Source organism: Halorubellus litoreus (assembly GCF_037081675.1).
GTDB classification, from domain to species: Archaea; Halobacteriota; Halobacteria; order Halobacteriales; family Natrialbaceae; genus Halorubellus; species Halorubellus litoreus.
Genome location: NZ_JAZAQL010000002.1, coordinates 388,931 through 410,386, shown reverse-complemented (window position 1 = coordinate 410,386; position 21,456 = coordinate 388,931). Strand labels below are relative to the sequence as shown.

Here is a 21,456-nt window from a genome sequence, read left to right as displayed (position 1 = left end):
AGGTTGGAGACCCGTGGAGACGCCCCGAGCACCACTCAGGTCGTCTCGGAGACAACTCCGCTTGAACCCGCAGACGGCGCCGGGGTCTGCGAGAGAGACCCAGTCACCCCTCCCCGCAATCCGCCCGACAAGCTTATATAGGCAGTCGCGTAGCGTCCGGGTGAAGTCCGATGATAGAACGGGCACTCGCTGCCACGCTGTTCGCGCTGTACCAGGTCACCATCGCGATGGGCATCGCGCTCCTCCCGCTGGCACTCATCACCCGTCGGTTCGGGTTCACGCTCCCCGTCGACCGTCTCGTCGACGCCACGGAGCGCGCCTACGAGCACACCGCTCCCTGAACGCGCCGGCAGCACCACCGAACTGGCGATCGCTTCTCCGAACACTCGACGCGACGGAGCCGCTGCGCTGTGACGCGTCGTCCGCTCGCCGGTCAGTCCTCGAGTGACCGCTTGGTCTTCTCGACGACGCGGACGTCCTCGATGGCGGCGGTCGGATACCCGCCGTCGCCGTCCTTCTCGACGGCTTTCACCATGTCGAAGACGACGTTCAGCCCGGTCGTCACCCCTTCGAGCGCCTCCATCTCGCAGCCGGTCTGCCCGGTGGTCTCGACGGCGACGGTGAGCGATAGGGCGTCGTCGTCGAGCGCGAACTCGGTGTCGACGTTCGTGATGGGTATCTGGTGACAGAGCGGGATGGTCTCCCACGTGTGCTTGACCGCCTGGATGGCACCGATGCGCGCCGTCGCGAGGACGTCGCCCTTCTCGACGTCGTCCGCGCGGATGGCGGCGACCGACGCTGGTGAAAGTGCGAGTCGGCCGCGGGCGACCGCGCGCCGCGCCGACTCGGGCTTGTCGCCGACGTCGACCATGCTCGCCGCGCCGTCCTCCACGTGCGTCAGGTCGTCCCGCGAGCCGTCCGAGCCGCTGTCGTCAGCGACGTCGTCGCCCTCAGGCATCCTCGCTCCCCCACATCGCTCGCGGGACCTCGTCGAGCAGGTCGCTCGCGAGCAGTCCGTACCCCTGGTCGTCGACGACGGCGTCGCCGGCGGCGCCGTTGACGTACGCGCCGACTGCGCCGGCGGTGACGGCGTCGTGGGTGGCGAACAGCGCGCCGCAGACGCCCGCGAGGACGTCGCCGGTGCCGCCGACGGTCATCCCGGGGTTCCCCGTTCGGTTCACGCGCGTCGTATCGCCGTCGCTCACGACGTCGTGCGCGCCCTTCACGAGCAGCGTCACGTCGAGGTCCGCGGCGAGCGATTCGACGTGCTCGGCGCGCTCGCGCCAGTCGTCGGCAGGCTCACCACCCATCCGTGCGAACTCGCCCTGGTGGGGCGTACAGAGGAGTTCAGCGTCCGTGTCCACGTCCGGGACGACGCGGAGCGCGTCCGCGTCCACGACCGCCCTGCCGTCGTAGGATTCGAGGAACGCGCGGACCGCGTCGAGCGTCCCCTCGGACGCGCCGAGGCCGGGGCCGAGGACGACGCAGTCCGCGTCGAGCGCCTCGTCGAGGAGCTGGTCGACGTGCCGTTCGAGCACGAGGTCGCCCGCGAGCTCGCGGACGATGAGACCCTCCTCGTACCCCTGGACGACGTCCGCGACGCGGGCGGGCGTGGCGACGAACGCGAGGTCCGCGCCGGCGCGCATCGCAGCCTGGCCGCTGAGCGCCGGCGCGCCCGTGTACGGGCCGCCGCCGACGACGAGCACGCGTCCGAAGTCGCCCTTGTGCGCGTCGGTCGGTCGCGAGATAGCCTGGAGGTCGCCGCGTTCGACGAACGTCTCCGCAGCATCGGGGATGCCGATGTCCGCGACCGTCACCGCGGCGTCGACGTCGACGAGCCCGGGTTTCTGGTCGTGGAACGTCACGACGTGGTCCGGACTGACTGCGACTCCTTCGGCCTCGCCGGTGTCCGCGTTCACGCCACTGGGGACGTCCACGGCGACGACGGTCGCGTCCGCGTCGTTGATCGTGCGAGCGGCGGTCGCCTCGGGTTCGCGGAGCGCGCCCGTGACGCCCGTGCCGAGCATCGCGTCCACGACGACGTCGCACTCGGGGAGCGAGAACCCGGTGGAGTCCCCGACCGTCCGCGTGTCGTACTCGCCGGCCTGGAGCGCGTCCCAGTTCTCGCGAGCGATGTCCGTCCCGATGTCGTCCGGGCCGCCGAGGAGGACGGTCGTGACGTCGTACTCGTCCAGGAATCGCGCGGCGACGAACGCGTCACCGCCGTTGTTCCCGCGGCCCGCGACGACCACCACGCGGTCGCCGGCGTCCGCGTCGACGTGCTCGCGGACGGCGCGCGCGACGGCGTTCCCCGAACTCTCCATGAGTTGCTTCCGGGGGACGCCGAGCGCCGCCGCGTTCGCGTCGACCACCGCCATCCTGTCGCTCGAAATCATGGTCGGAGGTTCGCTCGCCGACGTGAAAAAGGAGGCGTCGACAGGGTCACGAGAACGGCACGGGGGCGAGGGAACGAGCGAGGGCGGGTCTAGCGGCGCACGCGGAATCCGTCGACGCCCTCGGGGTCGCCGTACTCGACGTCGACGTCGTCGACGCGCGCCGCGGGGGAGCCATCGTGGCAGAACGAGAGCATCGCCTCGACGGCGTCCTCGGGACCCTCGAACACCGCCTCAACGCGGCCGTCGTCGAGGTTCCGCACCCAGCCGTCGACGCCCTCCGTCTGCGCGGTCTGTCGGGTGGTGTCCCGGAAGAACACGCCCTGGACGCGCCCCGAGACGAAGACGTGCGCTCGCGTTCGGTCGGTCATACTCGAGTATCCGACCGCGGGCCTCTTGAACCGTGGGGGACCACGGACCCCCTCGCGCGTCGAGAGGTGTCGGGACGGATCGCGGTGGGGAACCCTGAAGCCCCGTGCGGTCGAGGACTCGGGTATGACCGAGCACGTCGACGAGACGACCTTCCGCGACCGGGCCGAGCGCGTGCAGCGCGCACTCGGCGACGCGGACGCCGACCTCGCCGTTCTCTTCCCGAGTTCGAACCTGCACTACGTCGCGGGGTTCGACGAGGAGCCCGCCGAACGCCACCTGTTCCTGTTCGTCCCGCGCGACGGCGACCCCGTGTTCGTGGTACCGGCCCTCTACGAGACCCAGGTCGCGAGCGAGTCCTGGGTCGAGGACGTCCGCGGGTACGCCGACAGCGACGACCAGATTGCGGTCGTCGAGGACGTCCTCGACGACGTCCTGTGGGGCGTCGACGGGAAGCCGCGCGTGCTCGTCGACGATTCGATGTGGGCGACGTTCACGCAGGACCTCCGCGAGGTAGTCCCGGGCGCGTCGTGGGAGTTGGCGAGCGAGGCGCTCGAATCCGTTCGAGTCCGGAAGGACGACGCGGAACTGGCGGCGCTCCGCGAGGCCGGCCGGGTCGCGGACGCCGTGAGCGAGTGGGTGCGGGCGCGCGGCGAGGACGTCGTCGGGATGACCGAGGCCGAGCTCGCGGGCGAGATAGAGCGCGAGCTCCGCGAGCGCGGCGCGAGCGGGCTGGCGTTCCCGGTCATCGTCGGGAGCGGGCCGAACGGCGCGATGCCCCATCACACGCACGGCGACCGCGTCGTCGAGCGCGGCGACCCCGTGGTGCTCGACTTCGGTGGGTTCGTCGACGACTACCCGGGCGACCAGACGCGGACGATGGTGTTCGCTGGCGACCCTCCGGAGGAGTTCGAGCGCGTCCACGACGTCGTCCGCGAGGCCCAGCAGGCAGGCGTGGACGCGGTCGAACCAGGTGTGGAAGCACAGGCGGTCGACGCCGCGGCTCGCGAGGTCATCGCCGACGCGGGCTACGGCGACGCGTTCGTGCATCGCACCGGCCACGGCGTCGGCCTCGACGTGCACGAACCGCCGTACGTCGTGGACGGCAACGACCGCACGCTCGAACCGGGCATGGTGTGCTCGATAGAACCCGGCGTCTACCTCGACGGCGAGTTCGGCGTCCGCATCGAGGACCTCGTCGTCGTCACCGAGGACGGCTGCGAGCGACTGAACCACAGCGACCGCGGCTGGCGCGCCGAGTAGCTCGCGGTCGCCGCGCCGGACGGCGCCCTCGCCGCAGCGTCCGCAACGCTTTGGACGGACGCCGACGTATGGTATCGTATGGCAAGCATCGCGAGCGTCACCTACCGGGAAGCGACCGCGGACGACGTCGACGCCATCCGCGACGTCGCCCGAACGACGTGGGAGGCCGACTACCCCACCGTCGTGAACCGCGAAGCGATAACCGACACCGTCGAATCGTGGTACGGCGCCGACCAGCTCGCCGCCGACGTCCGCCGCGGCGACGCGCTCGTCCTCGTCGCAGACCGCCGCGACGGCGCTCCCGACGACGGCGACGGCGCGGCCGACGACGATGGCGCTCCAGACGACGCCGACGCCTCCGTCGTCGGGTTCGTGCACGCCGTCGTCGACGGCGACTGCGGGACGCTCCTGCGCGCGTACGTTCACCCCGACGCCCGCGGCGACGGCCTCGGCCGCGGGCTCGTCGACGCCGCCCTCGACGCGTTCCGCGACCGCGGCTGCGAGCGCGCCGAAGCCATGGTGCTCGCCCGCAACGACCCCGGGACCGCGTTCTACGAACGCCTCGGGTTCGAACACGTCGCCACCGACACCACCACCATCGGCGGCGACGGCTACGACGAACGCGTCTACCTGAAGTACCTCTGAGTCGGCACCGACGGCTGAAACCTCGACGATTGCGACGGCGCTTCCCAAGCGTCAAGACGAGTTCGAGCGTACCGCCGCGTGGAATGAACGACGCGCAGGCGGAGACGGTCCCCGACGTCTGGCCCGCTGACGAGCCCGTGCAGGCCGCGTGGCCGCACAACACGTGCTACGGCTGCGGGCAGGCTAATCCCGACGGCCACCAGCTCGAGAGCTACCTCGCCGACGACGGCGACGCGCTCGTCGCGACGTTCGACCCCGAGCCCACGCACGCCGCGGGCTACCCCGACTTCGCGTACGGCGGCCTGCTCGCGAGCCTCGTCGACTGCCACAGCATCTGGACCGCTTTGACCGCCCGCTACCTCGACGAGGGCCGCCGACTCCTCGACGACGACCCGCTGCACATGTACGTCACCGGCGAGCTGACGACGCGGTACCTCGCGCCGACGCCGATGGACGAACCCATCCACCTCCGCGCGTGGGTCGACGGCGACGTCGGCCCGAAGACCACCGTCGTCTGCGAAGCCGGCCCCGAAGGCGGCGACCCGACGGTCGAGGCCGAAGCGACCGCCGTCGAGATGCGCGACCCACCCGCCATCGACGCCGCGAGCGACTGGACGCACTTCGGGCGCGAGTAGCGCTCGCGCAGCCGAACCCTCCGTTTCTCAGATCGGTCGGAACACGAGCAGGAGGACGATGAACTGCACGAACGGGTAGACGACCGCGAGCGCGAGCAGGTACCCGACGTGCACGAGCGCCCACTCCCTGCGGACGGTCGCGAGCGGGGCGTCGAGCAGCGACTCGTCCGCCGGGAGGACGCGATTGACGAGCAGCCACCACGCACCGCCGACGACGAACACGCCCGCGACCACGCCGGTCACGGGCCCGAGCACGAACAGGAGACCGCCCGGGAGCCCGACGCTCGAGAGGAGCGGCGCGAGCAGGGTCGCCGCGCTGCCGAGGACGCCGTACGCGAACGCCACGGCGACGCTCGCAACCAAGCCCGCCGCGACCCGCTTGCCGCGCGAGACGTCCGCGGGCGCGGTCCGGAAGAGTCGCGCCGCGAGGAACGTCGGCGGCGACCGCGACAGCCCGAACCGGCCGGCGGCGACGACGACCAGCCCGTAGCCGACGCCGACGAGCGCCGCCGTCGCGAGCGTCCCGACGAGCAACCCGAGCGCCGCGTTCTCCTGGAGGAGGTCGCCGAGCGCGCCCAGGAACCCGCCAGCGACCGCGGTCCCCTCGTCGCCGAGCGCGTACACGTGCCACGGCGCGTACAGGTAGACCGTGTCGTTCACGACCGCGACCGGGCGGTCGACGCCGAAGTGCTCGTGGGGGTTCTGGGACCACAGGCGCTCGCCGGTGTCGCGGTCGAACGCGACGACACCCTCGCCGAGCGTCCCGACGACGACCATCGTGCGCGTCACCGCCGGTGCGGTGTCGACGTAGTCCGCTGGCGCGCGCCACCGTTCCGCGCCGGTCGCGAGGTCGTACGCGGCGACCGCACTCGGGGACCCGACGCTCCCGACCGCGGCGTACAGCGTCCCGTTCGCTATCGCGACGCGCTCGAACGGCGTCGCGTTCACGCCGTCGACGCGCCCCACGACCGGCGTCCCGTTCGCCGCGACGTCCACTGTCGCGAGCGCGTCACCGACGACGTACGCGGTGCCGTTCGCGTACAGCAACGACTGGCCCTGGACGTCGAGCGCCACCTCGAAGACCTCGTCGCCGCGCGCGGCGTCGACGCCGGTGACGTACGTGCTCCGGTTCGCGCCGTACCCGCCGTCGAGCAGGTAGACGACGCCGTCCGCGACGACGGGCGCGGCGAGGTGGTACTCGCCGGGGCGCTCGGCGACGTGCCGCCAGACCTCCTCGCCCGAGGCGGCGTCGACCGCGAACGCGACGCTCGCACTCTCGACGTCCCGACCGCCCGCGAACGCCGCGACGAACACGCGACCGTCGGCGTACGTCAGCGCGTCCTCCGCGTGCACGTACGGCTTCCCGTCGACCGCGAGCGGGTACCGCCAGTCGACCTCGCCCGTCTCGCGGTCGACCGCGACGACCGCGAACGAGTCCGGTTCGGTCCCGTCTCCCTCGGCGACCGTCTGCGCGACGACGAACGCGCGCTCGGGACCGACGGCAGCAGCGGTCGTCACCACGCCCTCGACGTTCGCGCGCCAGTCCACGCGCCCGGTCTCCGCGTCCATCGCGACCACGCGCCCGTCGCGGTTCCCGACGTACACCGTTCCGTCCGCGACCGTCGGCGACACCGCCGTCTCGACGCTCCCGACCCGGGTCACCCACGTCGGGCCGACCTCGGTCGTCGGCCCGGTCGCGTGCGGGTTGAACCCCGAGTACCGCGCGTCGTGATGCGGGTGCGACCAGTCGTTCGCCGACGGCTCGGCCGTCGTCGCCGCGCCCGCCGTCGATCCCGCGAGGACGGACGCGACCCCGGCGGTCGCGACCGTTGCGACGACGACCGCGACGAGCGCGACCGCGAGGGCTCGGCGAACGATTCGGGGACTGGACATGTGGTTGGGAGACGGCGGGGACACGGCGATCAGCTCGTTCGGAGGGACGCGCGCAGCGAGCATCATCGCCAGCCCTGATTCTCCCGGCGCGAGAAGGAGTCGACGTGCCGGGTCAGCGCGCGACGTGCCGGGTCAGTAGTCGATCTGCGTGATCTCTTCGACGGGCCACTGGCTGAGTATCTCCACGCCGTTCTCGCGGACGACGACCATCTCCTCGACGCGGACGCCCTGGCGTTCCGCGGGCTCCATCGTCTCCACGGCCATCGTCATCCCCTCCTCGATCTCGATGGGGTGCTCCGGCGACAGGCCGCGCCAGATGAGCGGTTGCTCGTAGAGCTGGAGGCCGAGGCCGTGCGCCCAGTGATTCGTGGTCATCTGCCAGTGGTCGGTGGCGTCGTACCAGTCCGCGTGCTCGCCCTCCATGTCCGGGAAGCCCTTGCAGATCTCGTCGGTGGTCGCGCCCGGCTCGATGCGTTCGAGGACGTCGTAGAGGTTGTCGCGAGCGATCTCGTACGCGTCCTTCTGGGCTTGCGTCGGCTCGCCGAGGGAGAAGGTGCGGTAGTAGCACGAGCGGTAGCCGAGGTACCCGATGTTGTAGAAGTCCGCGTACACGATGTCGCCGGGGCGCATCTGGCGGTCGGTCGTGTTCGCCTGGTGCTTCGGCCACGTGTTCGGCCCCGACGTGACGTAGCCGCCCTGAGCCATCGCGCCGTGACGCCAGAGTTCCTGGACGGCTTCGCCCCAGACCTCGCTCTCCTTCATCCCGGGCTTGGCGGTCTCCGTGATGCGCTGGAACCCGGCTTCGCAGATGGCGGCGACCATCCGCAGGCACTCGATCTCGTCGCGGGTCTTCACCTTCCGCGCGTCGTGCATCAGGTCCACGCACTCCTTCGTGCGGACGTCGACGTCGTTGTGCTCGAACGCCGAGATGAGGCCCGCGTTCCCGACGTCCAGCCCCATCGGCGCGTCGTCGACGCCGTACTCTTCCATCGCCTCCGTGACGAGGTCCGCCATCTTCTGCTTGAGGAAGTCACGCGCCGAGTCCCGACCGCTCGCGCGCGGCACGTTCCCGAGCCCCGGGCACGCGTACCGGATGTCCGTCAGCCACGGACAGTTGAACCGCTGATTGGACGCGTGGTCCGCGGTGTCCCAGTGGACGACGTCGCCGTCCTCCGTCAGGAGCGTGTAGTGGTCCGCACCGCTCCCGCCCGTCATCGCCAGCCCCGTCACGTACCGGATGTTCGGGTCCGAGACGAGGAGCATCGACCCCAGCTCGGAGTCCTGGAGTCGGTCGAGCGCCTTCTCGTAGCGCTCGGTGCGCATGCGCTTGACGTCGATGCGCTCCTCCCAGTCGACCGCCTGGGTGCCGCGCGTCCCCTCCATGAACGTTCGCTCGTACATGTCCCAAAGCGCGCCCCACGAGTACATCAAAGTACCTGACGACGTCGGCGATATCCGTTCGAACCGACACGCACACCCGCCCTGGCCAACACTTGCAGCAGCGGCCAGCGGCGACGCCGACACGACTCTCCCTCTCTTCGACGGCCGGTGGCGGCGCCGACACGACTCTCCCTCTCTTCGACGGCCGGTGGCGGCGCCGACACGACTTTGCGGTCGCACGTCGTTCGTTCGGCCATGACAGAGGACACGTCCGCAGCGGGCGAGGACGGCGTCGAGGAGGAGGTCGCGGCGCGCATCCGGAGCGACGCGTTCTGCGAGACGCTCGGCATCGAGCTCGCGGTCGTCGAACCCGGGTACGCGGTCACCGAACTCGTCGTCACCGAGGACCTCCTGAACTTCCACGGGACGCCTCACGGCGGCGCGGTGTACTCGGTCGCCGACGCCGCCTTCGCCGCGGCGTCGAACTCCCGGGGCGACCCCGCGGTCGCGCTCGAGACGAACATGTCCTACCTCGACGCGGTCGACGTCGGGGACCGACTGACTGCGACCGCCGAGGAGACGCACGTCGGCGGACGAACCGCCGAGTACGAGGTCGAGGTGACGGCCGAGGGCGACCGCGTCGCGACGTTCCGCGGGCGCGTCTACCTGCTGGACGCCTGACCGACCGACGAACTCGCCGGTGGAGTCGTCGTGCCACCGGCGGCTTCGCCGATGCGGCGCGCGGTGGCGTACGTCAACGCGAGCGCGTACACCGCGGCGATAGCGAACCCGACGGGGCCGACGACGTCGACCGTGAGGAAGTCGACGAACACGTGGAGTGCGAGGTACATCCACGTCACCGTCCACGCCCACGAGAGTTCGGTGGTGAGTGCGAACGCGGCGACGAGCGCGCTCGCGGCGAGCCCGACGTTCACGAACGCGAACCCGGCGCCAGCGGTGGTGAACGCGACGACGGCGTACCCGTCGACGACCGCGCCGACGAGGCACAGGAGGAGGACCGGGACGACGCCGAGCGGGCGTGCGCGACGCCGCGCGACGTCGCCGTTCGAGAACGCGCGGCGACGCGCTTGCGCTGCGCGTTCGCCGGCTCGCCGCGTTCGCTCGTCCATCATACGATGAAGATTCCTCGCAGCGCCTGCTTAAAACTACGCCTTTGTTCATCAGGACGAAACAAGGACAGGTTCGGCGACACGAACCCGTAATGGGTGGTTGCGACCGGTGACGGCCGCAAGCGTTGCGGACAGTGGACGCGGACCCGCGAGTAGCGACCGGCTACTCGGGGAGTGGGGACGGGAGCGCGTTCGGCGGTCAGCGTCGGGTGCGTTCGACGACGGTCACGTCGTCATCGAGGACGGCCTCGAGTCGGTCGCCGTCGCGGTCGAGCGAGAGCGCGACGCGCCACGGGTCGCGGCCGCGGACGGTGACCGCGTCGTCGGTCATCGCGAACGCGAGGTCCCAGATGCGCGCGGTGGTGACGTCCTCGCCGTGCGTCCAGCAGAACGAGACGACCGCGGGGTCGACGAGCAGGAGTTCGCCGACGGTGAGGTAGTCGAGGTGCCCGCAGCCCTCGCAGCCGCGATGCACGAGGACCTCGCGGTGGTCGGGACGCGGGTAGGACGTGGTCGCCGGGTCGACGAACGACGCGGTCACGCGATGCCCGCACAGCGGGCAGGAGCCGCGAGCGAACGCGAGACGGTGCGCGCGGTTGAACTCGGCGACCTGCGCGACCGTCACCGCGGGGTCGTCGGCGAGCACGCCCGGCGGCGTGAGGTTGTGGTCGTAGACGTGCTCGCAGCCGTCGCACTGGACCTCCGCGATCCAGTTCGCGTACTCGAGCGCGAGCGAGTCGCCGCAGTGATAGCAGTCGACGCCGAGGTCGATTGGGCCGCGCGTCCGCGGTCCGGTGTAGGTGCCGGCGCGAACGAGTCGCGTGAGGAACGTGCCCTCGGAGCGGAGCGCGTACCCGGCGCCGTGGTCGTCGTGGAGCGTCGCGACGTCGCCGGTGGGCGTCCCGCCGTCGCGGCGTTCGACGTACTGGCCGACGAGCTCCTGGAGGTGGTAGTTGAACTGGCTGGAGGGGACGTCGGGTGCGACGCGCTCGCGGAGCTCGCTGAACGAGAGGACTGGCGGGTCGCCCTCGCTCTCGCGCGCGTTCGAGAGCGCGAAGAGGATGCCGGCGCGCGTCTCGTTCCCGACGAGCGCGAGGGCGTCGACGGGCGACAGCCCGCCGTACGTCGTCGGTCCGTCGGCGCCGTCGTCCGCGTCGGTCATGCCTCGTGCTTCGACGGCGACGCCCGAAGGCGTTACGGGGGTCGTCCGCGTCCGCTCGAGTCAGGCGCTGGTCGGGGCGTCCGAGCGATACAGATCGCGGATGCTGACGAGGTACGTGATGACGAGGAGGCCGAAGAGCACTTCGATGGCGGCGAAGCCGCTCCCGGCGAGGAAGAGGAACGCGAACAGGCCGACGAAGATGGCTTCGAGCACGAGGTAGCCGACCCACGCGAGCGACTTCATCTTGAGGAGCCCGACGAGGAGTCCGATCCGGACGACGCCGGCCGCGAGTCCGGCGAGGACGACGATGCCGGGGCCGCGACTGAAGACGAGGAGTATCATCGAGACGACCGTGAGCCCGAGCAGGACCTTCACCCCGAGCGGTGGGACGTCGGGCTGTTCGCTCCGCACCGCTTCGGCACTCCCATCCGCGTGACCGTCAAACATGATTCTTAGCGTTCAGGGACGAAACAAAAAGGCATCGGGATAGTTAGTTCTCTGACTGGAGCCCGGTCACCGCACGCCGGTCGTCCCGTCGACACCGGACGGCGACCGTCTCGCCCCGGAACGCCAGCACTTGCGAGCGAACGAGGGCAGAGACGAGGTTACTCGGCTCTGTGGTCCCGCGAGCGCTAGCGAGCGGGAGCAGGGATGAGTTCACTCATCCCGGTGGTCGTAGACGCGCTTGACCTTCCCGACCTCGGTGCGGTCGATGACGCCGGGGCCGACGACCTCGACCTCGTCGGGTTTGACGTCGAGGACCTCCTTGAGGCGGGCTTCGATGTCGTCTTCGAGCGCTTCGTGGGTGCCGTCGTAGTCGTGAGCGTGCTCGACGGTGAGTTCGAGCGTGTCGAGGTTGCCTTCGCGGTAGAGGTCGATGCGGTAGTGCGGGGCGACCTCGGCGATGTCGACCATGACTTCCTCTATCTGACTCGGGTAGACGTTGACGCCGCGGACGATGAGGAGGTCGTCGGCGCGGCCGGTGACGTTGTCCATGCGGACCATGGTGCGGCCGCAGTCGCAGGTGTCGTAGTTGAGCCGGGTCATGTCGCCGGTCCGGTACCGGATCATGGGGAACGCTTGCTTCGTGAGGCTCGTGACGACGAGTTCGCCCTCCTCGCCTTCGGGGAGGACCTCGCCGGTCTCGGGGTCGACGACCTCGGGGTAGAAGTGGTCCTCCCAGAGGTGGAGGCCGTCCTGAGCGTGCTCGCACTCGATGGAGACGCCGGGGCCGATGATCTCGCTGAGGCCGTACACGTCGATGGCGGTGACGCCGAGCGCCTCCTCGATCTCCTCGCGCATCGGGTCGGTGAACGGTTCCGCGCCGATGATGACGCGCTCCAGGTCGAGCGCGGAGAGGTCGATACCCATGTCCTCGGCGCGCTCGTCGAGGTACAGGCAGTACGACGGCGTACAGGAGAGGACGTCCGACCCCATGTCCTGGAGCATGTCGATCTGGCGGGTGGTGTTCCCGCCGCCGGTCGGGATGACGCACGCGCCGAGTTCCTCGACGCCGTCGTGGAACCCGAGGCCGCCCGTGAACAGGCCGTAGCCGTACCCGTTCTGGACCATGTCGCCTTCGCGGACGCCGGCGGCGTACAGCGACCGCGCCATGACCTCGTGCCAGACGCCGAGGTCGTCCTCGGTGTACGCGACGATCTTCGGTTTCCCGGTGGTGCCCGAGGACGCGTGGATGCGTCGCAGGTCCTCGTGCGGGACCGCGAACAGCTTGTCCGGGTAGTTGTCTCGGATGTCCTCCTTCCTGGTGAACGGAAGCGAGGAGAGGTCGTCGATGTCGTCGATGTCCTCGGGCGTGACACCGGCTTCATCGAGATGGTCGCGGTACCATGGGACGTTCTCGTAGACGCGCTCGACCGTCTCCTGGAGGCGTTCGGTCTGGAGCTCGTGGAGCTCGTCCCGACTGGCGGTCTCGACCTCGTTGTAGACCATGTGTGGAACGATATCGCCCGCCAGTATATAGGTTCAGGCCGCGGAAGGTGAGCGCGTTTCGGGTCGCGCGACGAGTGGTCGGCGTCCAGTTCTCGTCCATCTTGCCGGTGAATCACGGGATGCGACGATGTTTCGGGGAAAAGTTCGTGATAAAAACGACTACGCTTTAGAGGACTCCCAACGCACTCAGGATGTGGCAGAAAATACCATGCGCACGGATGGTGGCACGGAGCGGCGAGCACCCCAACGGCGCGTCGACAGGCGCGACGTCCTCAAGGCCGCCGGCGTCGCCGGCGTCGCGGGGCTCTCGGGCTGCCTCTCGAACATCGGTGGTGGCGGTGGGGGAACCGTCACGTACGGCCTCCTCAACCCCATCTCGGGGTCGTACTCCTCGCTCGGGCCGTTCCAGCGTCACGGCGCGGAACTCGCGATACAGCAACTCAACGAGTCCGACGACTTCGAGTTCGAGATAGAGATCGCGCGAGGCGACACCGAGACCGGCGCGTCCACCGCCACGCAAGCGGCCTCCCAGCTCGTCGAGCAGAACGGCGCCGACTACATCATGGGCGCCATCTCGAGTTCCGTCGCGCTCGCCCTGAACTCGTTCGCGCTCGAGAACGAGGTCATCTACAACCCGGGCGCGGCAGCGATCCCAATCACTGGCGAGAGCTGTAACGAGTACGTGTTCCGCGCCGAGACGAACACCGCCCAGATCGCGCAAGGGTCCGCGGTCTGGACGCTCGAGAACCTCGGGTCGGACGTCTGGTTCCACATCGCGGACTACGCGTACGGGCAGTCCGTCCTCCGCGAATGGCGGTCGCGCATGGAGGCCGCGGACGCCGATTTCAACGAGGTCGGCGTGACGCGCGCCGAACTCGGCGCGCAGAACTACGAGTCGTACATCTCCCAGATCGCGGACTCCGACGCCGACGTGCTCGTCGTCGGCTCCACTGGCGGCGACTTCATCCGGTTCGCGAAGCAAGCCGAGAGCCAGGGGCTCAAAGACCAGCTCCCGATGATCACGACGACCGCGTCCTTCCAGGCGCTCCGCGCTGGCCTCGGAACGACCGCGTACGGTATCTACAGCGGCGTCCGGTACAACGCGAAGGTGGACGCCGGATGGAACACTCAGTTCGTGGACGCGTACACGAGCGAGTACCCCGACGACGGCGCGCCAGGGAACTTCGCGCGCGTCGGCTACGACTCCGTGCGGATGACCGCCCTCGGCATGCAGGAGGCCGGGTCGACCGACCCGACCGAAGTGAAGGACGCGCTCGCTGGCCTGGAGACCAACAGCGTCCTCGGCGCGAACCGGTTCCGCGAGTGCGACCAGCAGGCGATGAACCCCGTCTGGGTCGGGCAGAACGTCGAACCCGACGAAGGCGAGATCGCGGACGTAGAGCTCATCGAGAAGGTCAGCGGGGCGGACGCCATCCCCTCGTGTAGCTCGACGAACTGCTCGCTATAATGGTCTCGGGAGGTGCCCTGCTCACGCAACTCCTGAACGGGCTGACCGTCGGGATGGTGTACGTGCTGCTCGCCGCCGGCCTGAGTATCATCTTCGGCGTGATGGACGTCATCAACTTCGCGCACGGCGAGTTCTACGCGCTCGGCGCGTACTTCGCGGTCTCGATAGTCGGCGTCCTCGGCGGCGCGGGGGTCGGGTTCTGGGTTGCGCTCGTCGCGGCGCCCGTCATCGTCGGCGTCGTCGGCGGGTTCGTCGAACGCATCACGATACGGCCGCTGTACGGCCGGAACCCGCTGTACCACATCCTGTTGACGTTCGGGCTCGTGCTCGTGTTCGCGGACCTCATCGAGCTGGCGTGGGGCACCCAGCCCCAGGCGTTCAGCGTGCCGCCGTCGCTCGCGGGCACCATCGGGGTCGCCGGGTTCGAGTACTCGCTGTACAACTACTTCGTCATCCTCGCGGGCGGCGTCATCGCGCTCGCGACGTGGTACGCGCTCACGGAGACGCGCGTCGGCATCATCATCCGCGGCGGCGCGCAGGACCGCGGGATGGTGCGCGCACTCGGCATCGACATCGACCGGTACTACACGCTCGTGTTCGCGTTCGGGTGCGTGCTCGCCGCGTTCGCGGGGATCGTCCTCGGCGCGAAACAACAGGTCGCGCCCGGGATGGGGAACGACATCATCATCGCGGCGTTCGTCGTCGTCGTCCTCGGCGGCCTCGGGAGCTTCCGCGGTGCCGTCCTCGGCGGCCTCCTCATCGGTATCGTGCAGACGGTCACGCAGACGTACGTCCCGGCGCTCAGCGGCGTCACCGTGTACGTCCTGATGCTCGGCGTCCTCCTGTTCAAGCCCCAGGGCCTGTTCGGGAACCCCGAGTGGCAGAACCACGGCGACGAGGGTGGCGACCTCCTCACCGGCGGCGGTGACGGGTTCCTCGACGACCGCACCAGGCGGCTCGTCGGCGCTGGCGTCGTCGCCCTGTTGTTCCTCGCGCCGTTCGGTATCGGCGTCCTCTACTCGAGTTACCTCCCGAACTCGCTCATCCTCAACATCCTCGTCTGGGCGCTGTTCGCGCTCTCGCTGGACTTCGTGATGGGGTACGCGGGGCTCGTGTCGCTCGGGCACGTCCTGTTCTACGGGATCGGCGCGTACGCGACCGTCATGATGGCGATCTACGTCACGCCGGTCTTCTGGGTGGGCTTGCTCGCGGGCATCCTGTTGTCGCTCGCGATCGCGTGGGTCGTCGGCCACCTCTCCATCCGCGTGTCCGGCGTGTACTTCTCGATGATCACGCTCGGGTTCGCACAGCTCGCGTTCAAGGGCATCTCGAAGTTCCAGGAGACCGGCGGCACGGACGGCCTCTACACGGGGTACGACGCGACGTACGGCTTCGGGATCGGCGAGGTCGGGCAGGTGAACCTGCTCGGCGACATCGAGCTGTTCTACTTCGTCGTGCTCGCGCTCGTCGTCGGGTCGTACCTGCTCGCGCGCCAGATGATGCGTGCGCCGTTCGGGAGCGTCCTGCAGGCGATCCGCGAGAGCGAGGACCGCGCGGAGTTCCTCGGGTACGACACGACCGCGTACAAGCGCCGCGCGTTCATGATCAGCGGCGGGCTCGCCGGGCTCGCTGGCGGGCTCGCGACCATCAACAGCTTCGGGGTCGGCCCGAGCTTCCTGTTCTGGCTGAAGTCCGGGGAGGTCATCGTCATGACCCTGCTCGGTGGGATGGGAACGCTCTACGGACCGATGCTCGGTGCCGGCGCGTTCCTCGGCCTGAAGGAGATACTGCTCGTCGGCGGCGAGACGGTCGGCGGCCCCGTCGGCCACCTGCTGGAACAGTGGCAGGGCATCCTCGGCACGATATTCGTCGTGTTCGTCATCTACGTCCCCGAGGGCCTGGTGTCGCTCCCCGACACCCTCCGCGCGCGCTTCACGGCGGGCGGTGGCGGCGGCGGCGAGTCCACGAGCGAACCGGACGTGGAGGTGAGCGACTGATGCTCGCAACTCGACGATTGGAGGTGAGTGACTGATGGCGAAACTCGAGACGCACGACCTGACGAAGCGCTTCGACGAACTGGTCGCGGTCGACAAGGTGAACCTCGCGGTCGAGGCGGGCGAGTTCCGGAGCGTCATCGGCCCGAACGGCGCCGGGAAGACGACGCTGTTCAACACCATCACTGGCGCGCTCCGCGCGTCGGAGGGCGAGGTCGTCTTCGACGGCGAGGACGTCACGGACCTCCCGAGCTACGAGCGCGTGCGTCGCGGCATCGGGCGGTCGTTCCAGATCACGAACGTCTTCGGGGGCCTCACGGCGCTCGAGAACGTCCGGCTCGCGGCGCAAGCGATCCCGAGTCGCGAGATGAGTACGGGCGCGCAGTTGTTCCGCGAGAAGGGCGCGTTCGGGGACGTCACCGCGCACGCCGAGCAGGTCCTCGAGGACGTCGGGCTCGCGGAGCACGCGCAGACGCGCGCGTCGACGCTCGCGTACGGCGACCAGCGCCGCCTCGAGATCGGGCTGGTGCTCGCGACCGACCCGGAGGTCGTCCTGCTCGACGAACCGACGGCGGGGATGGGCGTCGAGGAGACCGAGGCGACGATGAACCTCGTCGACGACGTCCTCGCCGAGCAGACGCTCCTGCTCATCGAGCACGACATCGACCTCGTGATGGACGTCTCCGACCGCATCACGGTCCTGAACCGCGGGAGCGTCGTGACGACGGGGACGCCCGAGGAGGTCGCGAGCAACGAGGAGGTGCAGGCGGCGTACCTCGGAGGGAGTCACGCATGACCCACGTCACAGCAACGGCCGGCACGGCCGGCCTCGGCGACGGAGGTGTCGAGCGATGAGTATGCTGGAACTCGACGACGTTCAGTCGGGGTACGGCGAGACGCGCGTCCTCCAGGGCGTCGACGCGCACGTCGACGAGGGCGAGGTGGTCGCGCTCGTCGGTCGGAACGGCGTCGGGAAGACGACGACGCTCCGAACGATACTCGGGTCGGTCGAACCGTGGGCTGGCACCATCACGTACCGGGGCGAGGACGTCACCGAACTCGGCCCGGTGGACACCGTGCAGCGCGGTATCGGGCTCGTGCCCGAGGAGCGCCGCATCTTCCCGGGGCTCTCCGTCGAGGAGAACCTCGAACTCGCGAGCTACGGCGGCGCAGACACCGAGAACCGCCGGGATCTCCCGTGGGTGTTCGACACGTTCCAGAACCTCCAGGAGCGCCGGCAGAACCGCGGGAGCGACCTCTCGGGCGGCGAGCAACAGATGCTCGCCATCGCTCGCGCGCTCGTCTCCGGCGCCGACCTCCTGATGCTCGACGAACCCACCGAGGGGCTCGCGCCGATGATCGTCGACCGCGTGATGGAGGTCGTCAAGGACGTCCGCGACGCCGGCATCACCGTCCTGCTCGTCGAGCAGAACGTCCGCGTCGCGCTCGACCTCGCCGACCGCGTGTACGTCCTCGCGCACGGCGAGATCGTGCACGAAGCGACGCCCGAGGAGTTACGCGCCGACGACGACACCGTCGAACGCTACCTCGGCGTGTCGTTCGCGGACTGAATCGGCCTCCTCTCTTTCGCGACTCCAGACGTCAGTCGCGACCGAAGTACCCGATGTGGATTCCTTCGCTCGGCCTGAGTAGGATACTGGGGCGGTCGCACTGGGTAGCAACGCGTCGAGCGTCGGTTGCTTGCTCGTCGCCCGTCGAGACCGTCGTGACGTACCTGTCGGGCTCGGGGAAGACGCCGTCTGGCGCCCAGACGTGTCCGGTTCCGTCGTCGGTTCGCGCGGCCAACTCCAGGGTTTCGTCGTACACGTCGCCATCGTCGTGGCGTTCGATTCGGACCGAGACCGCCTTCGAGGCGTCGGTCCCGTTGCGAACGTGGAAGCCGACCCCGTCCTCGGGGAAGAAGCAGTCGACGAGGTCGTCACTCGGGGGCTGCGTCGTTTGCTTCGCCGTCTGCTCCAATGAGCCGACGCAGCCAGCGAGTGCCCCGACGCCGGCCGCGAGAAGTCCCCGGAGGGCTGGTCGGCGCTTCATGGGCGCTCATCGACCGATGACGGGGTAAGCTTTGGGCGGAGACGGCGAGCGCGCCGTCACTTCGCGATGCCGAACGTGTCCCGGCTCCAGTCGCGCTTGCGGTCGTCGTATTCGGCCTGGTCGCGGTCGAGGGCGTCGATACGCTCGCGGTCTTCGGCGTCGAGTTCGAAGTCGAAGACGTCGCGGTTCTCGCGGATGTGCTCCGGGTTGCTGGACTTCGGGAGGACAACCACGTCCTTCTCGACCGCCCACCGGAGGACGACCTGCGCGGGCGTCTTCCCGTGCTTGGCCGCGATGTCGACGATGACGTCGTCGTCGAGGACGCTGCCTCTCGCGACGGGGGCGGCGGCTTCGACGACGATGTCGTTGTCCTGACAGTACTCGACGAGGTCGGGCCGCTGGAGGTAGGGGTGGTGCTCGATCTGGTTGACGGCGATGGGGACGTCCGAGATGTGGAGGGCGACGCCGAGCTGGTACGTGGAGAAGTTCGAGACGCCGACGTTCCGGACGAGCCCGCGGTCGTGCAGCGTCGCCATGGCGTCGAGGGTCTCGCGCATCGAGATGGCGGGGTTCGGCCAGTGCACGAGGTAGAGGTCGAGGTAGTCGGTTCCGAGGGCGTCGAGCGTCGCCTCGCACGATTGGATGACGCTCTCGTACGCGAGGTTCTTCGGGAGGACCTTCGACGTGAGGAAGCAGTCGTCGGGGGCGACGTCGCTCGCGGCGAGTGCGTCGCCGAGCGCGTCCTCGTTCATGTAGCCCTCCGCGGTGTCGACGTGGTCGTAGCCGGCGTCGAGCGCCGCGTGGACGGGGTCGCGGACGGCGTCGCCTTCGAGCTTGTACGTGCCCTGGCCGACGAGCGGGAGCGCGTCCCCGCTCGGAAGCGAGACGGACGGTGTGGTCATGTGGGAGGCGTCGCTCGCGGGCCACCTAACGGTTGGCGTGGCGGCGAACGCTGGCGCGGAGCGCTCGCGGGAACGCAGCCGCGTGAACGCCCCGAGCCCGTCAGTCCTCGTCGGCGAACGCCTCGCGGACGGGCATCCCGTTCACGTACGTGTCGGGGCTGTCGTACTTCTCGGCGTAGCCGTCGCGGTACCGCATGAACTGGAAGAGGACGCCCGTCGGGTTCGCTGGCGACAGGAACGCCTCCTCGTAGGTGTCGTACTCGGCGCGGTCGACGACGGCGAGGTCGTTCGCTTCGCAGGCGTCGATGACAGCGTCCATGTCCGCGACCTCGAACGTGACGTGGTGGAGGCCGGGGCCGTGCCGGTCGAGGAACGTCTGGATGAAGTTGTCGTCGCTGAGCGGCGTGACGAGCTCGAGGCGGCTCGCGTCACCGATGACGTATCCTGCCCACCGGAACCCGTCGTCGGGGCCGGTGTCGTCGACGTACTTCCGCGCGCCGAGCACCTGCAGGACGCTCTCGGCGGCGTCGAAGTCCGCCACGGCGATACCGGTATGTTCGACGCGGATGGGGGTGCCGTGAGTCATCGGTCGCCCACCTCATCGTCGCTCGCTGGCGGTGCAGGCGAGTCGGTACCGGCGACGTGGACGGTGTCGTAGTGCGGTCGGAACGCGAGCCAGAGGCCGTGGCGGCCGAGCACGCGGTCGCGGATCGACGCACCTTCGTCGTCCCGGCCGCCTTCGGGAACGAGCGCGTCGTGCGTCGGCGTCCACCGGCGTCCCTCGCCGTCGACGAGCACTGTCTCGCCACCCCAGCCGTTGCCGTCGCCGACGTCGTCCCGGGACAGGGGAGCGTCGGGCGCCTCGTACACGGCGACGTCGCCGTCGAACGGGAGCGCGACCACGCGCCGGCCGTCGACCTCGTCCGCGACCGGCCAGCCCTCGTGGACCGCGTCGACGGGGTACGCGTGCAGGCCGTCGGCGGCGTCGACGCCGTAGACGTACGTGCGGTCGTCGAGCGCGCTCGATTCGGCGCGCACGCCGGGGTGGAAGACGTCGTCGTTCTCCCAGTAGTGACGCTTCACGAAGCCGTCGTAGTCCCGGTAGAACGCGTAGTCGAGGTCGTAGCCGGTGTCGGGTGCGAGCGTCGCGCTCTCGGGGTGGTCGTCGCGCCAGTCGCGCCACGTCGTCTGCGTGACCGGGCGGAAGTCGAGGGCGATGCCGTCCTCGTCGGCGTCCCGGCGGTCGCGGTGGCGCTCGTAGTCCGGGCCGGCGACCGGCGTCCCCGTCTGCTGGTTCCAGAGCGTCAGCGTCTCCTCGTCGTACATCAGTTTGTTCCCGTTCCAGAGACAGCCCGTCGAGGCGAACTGGCGGGGGCCCCCCACGCTCCCGTTCTCGACCGTGGCGTCGTAGAGCACGGGCGAGTTACACATCGTGCAGTAGCTGAGCGCGAGGCGTTCGCCGCCGAGGTCGAAGTTCGCGAACTCGTGGGGGAAGAGGAGGTAGCGCGGGACGGCGTACGCGTCGCCGTCGACGCGGAACCCGTAGACGTCGTCGTCGGGCTCGAGGTGCGCGTCGTCGGTCGTCCACGCGGGGTAGTTCAGGGGATGGAGGACGGTCGGGTCCGTGCTCCCCCAGCGGACGCCGTCGAAGTCGGGGTGCTTCGGGTCGGCGTCCAGCAGGTGGCCGACGGTCGGGTGGTAGGTGCGGTAGAACCGGACCTTCCAGTCGACGTAGCCCTCTAGGGTTTCGGGGTCTGTCTGGGTGTACCAGGACTCCCACTGGAGCCACGCGACGCCGGGCTGGTCGAAGTCGGGGTCGGCTATCGCGCAGAGCGCGTCGACGACGCCCGGGAATCGCGTCTCGGGGTGCTGGAACGCGTACGGCGGGTCGCGGTCCCTGAACACCTCGGGGAATCCGAGGTTCTCCCAGTCGCTCGCGACCGCGTGGAGCGTGGCGGCGTCGACGAGGTGCGCGACGACGCGCTCGTCGCCGATGTCGGCGAGTTCGGCGAGCGCGCGCTCGTGGCGGTCGACGTCCTGCACGAGGAGGTCGTCGAGGAGGTCCTGGAGGACGGCCGCGTCCGCGCGCTCGCCGGCACCGTGGTCGGTGTCGTCGGCGGTTGCACCGGCGTCGTCGCCGCCGGTGGTGCCGCCGGCGGCGTCGCCAGTCGGTGGGTCGGTCGGCATGCGTCGCGCTTCTCCGTGCGAGCGGTTAACAGT

Annotated in this window: 22 protein-coding genes; 9 read left to right on the top strand and 13 right to left on the bottom strand. The window is 69.6% G+C overall.

Features of this window, described 5'->3' with window-relative positions; genetic code table 11:
• Positions 1–170: 170 nt before the first annotated feature.
• Positions 171–341 carry a hypothetical protein gene (locus tag VYJ16_RS09280; protein ID WP_336350032.1) on the top strand — a complete coding sequence of 57 codons (171 nt, stop codon included), beginning with the start codon at positions 171–173 and terminating at the stop codon, positions 339–341.
• Between the two features lie 92 nt (positions 342–433).
• On the opposite strand, the gene moaC is transcribed toward VYJ16_RS09280, so the two are convergent.
• The 3 genes from moaC to VYJ16_RS09265 all read right to left on the bottom strand — a co-directional run bounded on the left by moaC (position 434) and on the right by VYJ16_RS09265 (position 2,764).
• Complete coding sequence (moaC, locus tag VYJ16_RS09275; RefSeq protein ID WP_336350031.1) at positions 434–958, bottom strand: cyclic pyranopterin monophosphate synthase MoaC; 525 nt, start codon at positions 956–958, stop codon at positions 434–436.
• Complete coding sequence (locus tag VYJ16_RS09270) at positions 951–2,396, bottom strand: NAD(P)H-hydrate dehydratase (protein ID WP_336350030.1); 1,446 nt, start codon at positions 2,394–2,396, stop codon at positions 951–953. The genes moaC and VYJ16_RS09270 overlap by 8 nt, the downstream gene beginning before the upstream one ends.
• Before the next feature lie 89 nt (positions 2,397–2,485).
• Positions 2,486–2,764: an acylphosphatase gene (locus tag VYJ16_RS09265; RefSeq protein WP_336350029.1), complete on the bottom strand. Its 279-nt coding sequence runs from the start codon at positions 2,762–2,764 to the stop codon at positions 2,486–2,488.
• Between the two features lie 124 nt (positions 2,765–2,888).
• Here VYJ16_RS09265 and VYJ16_RS09260 point away from each other — a divergent pair, with 124 nt between their 5' ends.
• The 3 genes from VYJ16_RS09260 to VYJ16_RS09250 all read left to right on the top strand — a co-directional run bounded on the left by VYJ16_RS09260 (position 2,889) and on the right by VYJ16_RS09250 (position 5,305).
• Positions 2,889–4,025: a M24 family metallopeptidase gene (locus tag VYJ16_RS09260; protein WP_336350028.1), complete on the top strand. Its 1,137-nt coding sequence runs from the start codon at positions 2,889–2,891 to the stop codon at positions 4,023–4,025.
• A gap of 78 nt (positions 4,026–4,103) precedes the next feature.
• Positions 4,104–4,670 carry a GNAT family N-acetyltransferase gene (locus VYJ16_RS09255; RefSeq protein ID WP_336350027.1) on the top strand — a complete coding sequence of 189 codons (567 nt, stop codon included), beginning with the start codon at positions 4,104–4,106 and terminating at the stop codon, positions 4,668–4,670.
• Positions 4,671–4,753: 83 nt separating this feature from the next.
• Positions 4,754–5,305: a PaaI family thioesterase gene (locus VYJ16_RS09250; RefSeq protein WP_336350026.1), complete on the top strand. Its 552-nt coding sequence runs from the start codon at positions 4,754–4,756 to the stop codon at positions 5,303–5,305.
• 27 nt (positions 5,306–5,332) lie between these two features.
• Here the strand turns inward: VYJ16_RS09250 and VYJ16_RS09245 are convergent, their stop codons facing one another.
• Together VYJ16_RS09245 and VYJ16_RS09240 are read right to left on the bottom strand one after the other, a co-directional pair.
• Positions 5,333–7,198, bottom strand: coding sequence for an outer membrane protein assembly factor BamB family protein (locus VYJ16_RS09245; protein ID WP_336350025.1), 1,866 nt, complete (start codon positions 7,196–7,198; stop codon positions 5,333–5,335).
• Positions 7,199–7,330: 132 nt separating this feature from the next.
• On the bottom strand, positions 7,331–8,599 hold the full coding sequence (locus VYJ16_RS09240; RefSeq protein WP_336350024.1) for a M24 family metallopeptidase: 1,269 nt from the start codon (positions 8,597–8,599) through the stop codon (positions 7,331–7,333).
• Between the two features lie 234 nt (positions 8,600–8,833).
• On the opposite strand from VYJ16_RS09240, the gene paaI reads away from it, so the two are divergent.
• A complete protein-coding gene (gene paaI, locus VYJ16_RS09235) occupies positions 8,834–9,259 on the top strand; it encodes a hydroxyphenylacetyl-CoA thioesterase PaaI (protein ID WP_336350023.1) in 426 nt (141 codons plus the stop codon).
• Here paaI and VYJ16_RS09230 read toward each other — a convergent pair.
• The 4 genes from VYJ16_RS09230 to paaK all read right to left on the bottom strand — a co-directional run bounded on the left by VYJ16_RS09230 (position 9,241) and on the right by paaK (position 12,820).
• Entirely contained in the window at positions 9,241–9,711 is a 471-nt protein-coding gene (locus VYJ16_RS09230; RefSeq protein WP_336350022.1) for a hypothetical protein, read from the bottom strand. The two genes, paaI and VYJ16_RS09230, sit on opposite strands and share 19 nt — an antisense overlap.
• A gap of 196 nt (positions 9,712–9,907) precedes the next feature.
• Complete coding sequence (locus VYJ16_RS09225; protein WP_336350021.1) at positions 9,908–10,870, bottom strand: DUF7351 domain-containing protein; 963 nt, start codon at positions 10,868–10,870, stop codon at positions 9,908–9,910.
• A gap of 60 nt (positions 10,871–10,930) precedes the next feature.
• Positions 10,931–11,317: a hypothetical protein gene (locus VYJ16_RS09220; RefSeq protein ID WP_336350020.1), complete on the bottom strand. Its 387-nt coding sequence runs from the start codon at positions 11,315–11,317 to the stop codon at positions 10,931–10,933.
• Positions 11,318–11,527: 210 nt separating this feature from the next.
• On the bottom strand, positions 11,528–12,820 hold the full coding sequence (paaK, locus tag VYJ16_RS09215) for a phenylacetate--CoA ligase PaaK (protein ID WP_336350019.1): 1,293 nt from the start codon (positions 12,818–12,820) through the stop codon (positions 11,528–11,530).
• 208 nt (positions 12,821–13,028) lie between these two features.
• Here paaK and VYJ16_RS09210 point away from each other — a divergent pair, with 208 nt between their 5' ends.
• The 4 genes from VYJ16_RS09210 (at position 13,029) to VYJ16_RS09195 (ending at position 17,853) form a co-directional block, all read left to right on the top strand.
• Positions 13,029–14,288: an ABC transporter substrate-binding protein gene (locus VYJ16_RS09210; protein ID WP_379762519.1), complete on the top strand. Its 1,260-nt coding sequence runs from the start codon at positions 13,029–13,031 to the stop codon at positions 14,286–14,288.
• A complete protein-coding gene (locus tag VYJ16_RS09205) occupies positions 14,288–16,285 on the top strand; it encodes an ABC transporter permease (protein WP_336350017.1) in 1,998 nt (665 codons plus the stop codon). Before VYJ16_RS09210 ends, VYJ16_RS09205 begins: the two co-directional genes overlap by 1 nt.
• 34 nt (positions 16,286–16,319) lie before the next feature.
• Entirely contained in the window at positions 16,320–17,078 is a 759-nt protein-coding gene (locus VYJ16_RS09200) for an ABC transporter ATP-binding protein (RefSeq protein ID WP_336350016.1), read from the top strand.
• A 61-nt stretch (positions 17,079–17,139) separates the two neighbouring features.
• Positions 17,140–17,853, top strand: coding sequence for an ABC transporter ATP-binding protein (locus tag VYJ16_RS09195; protein WP_379762517.1), 714 nt, complete (start codon positions 17,140–17,142; stop codon positions 17,851–17,853).
• Positions 17,854–17,884: 31 nt separating this feature from the next.
• Here VYJ16_RS09195 and VYJ16_RS09190 read toward each other — a convergent pair whose 3' ends face one another.
• The 4 genes from VYJ16_RS09190 to VYJ16_RS09175 form a co-directional block, all read right to left on the bottom strand.
• Complete coding sequence (locus VYJ16_RS09190) at positions 17,885–18,334, bottom strand: hypothetical protein (protein WP_336350014.1); 450 nt, start codon at positions 18,332–18,334, stop codon at positions 17,885–17,887.
• A gap of 56 nt (positions 18,335–18,390) precedes the next feature.
• Positions 18,391–19,236, bottom strand: a complete 846-nt coding sequence (locus VYJ16_RS09185) for an aldo/keto reductase (RefSeq protein WP_336350013.1) — start codon at positions 19,234–19,236, stop codon at positions 18,391–18,393.
• Between the two features lie 100 nt (positions 19,237–19,336).
• Positions 19,337–19,822 carry a VOC family protein gene (locus VYJ16_RS09180; RefSeq protein WP_336350012.1) on the bottom strand — a complete coding sequence of 162 codons (486 nt, stop codon included), beginning with the start codon at positions 19,820–19,822 and terminating at the stop codon, positions 19,337–19,339.
• Positions 19,819–21,423 (bottom strand): DUF3179 domain-containing (seleno)protein, encoded by a 1,605-nt coding sequence (locus VYJ16_RS09175; protein ID WP_336350011.1) that lies wholly within the window; start codon positions 21,421–21,423, stop codon positions 19,819–19,821. Before VYJ16_RS09175 ends, VYJ16_RS09180 begins: the two co-directional genes overlap by 4 nt.
• Positions 21,424–21,456: the final 33 nt, after the last annotated feature.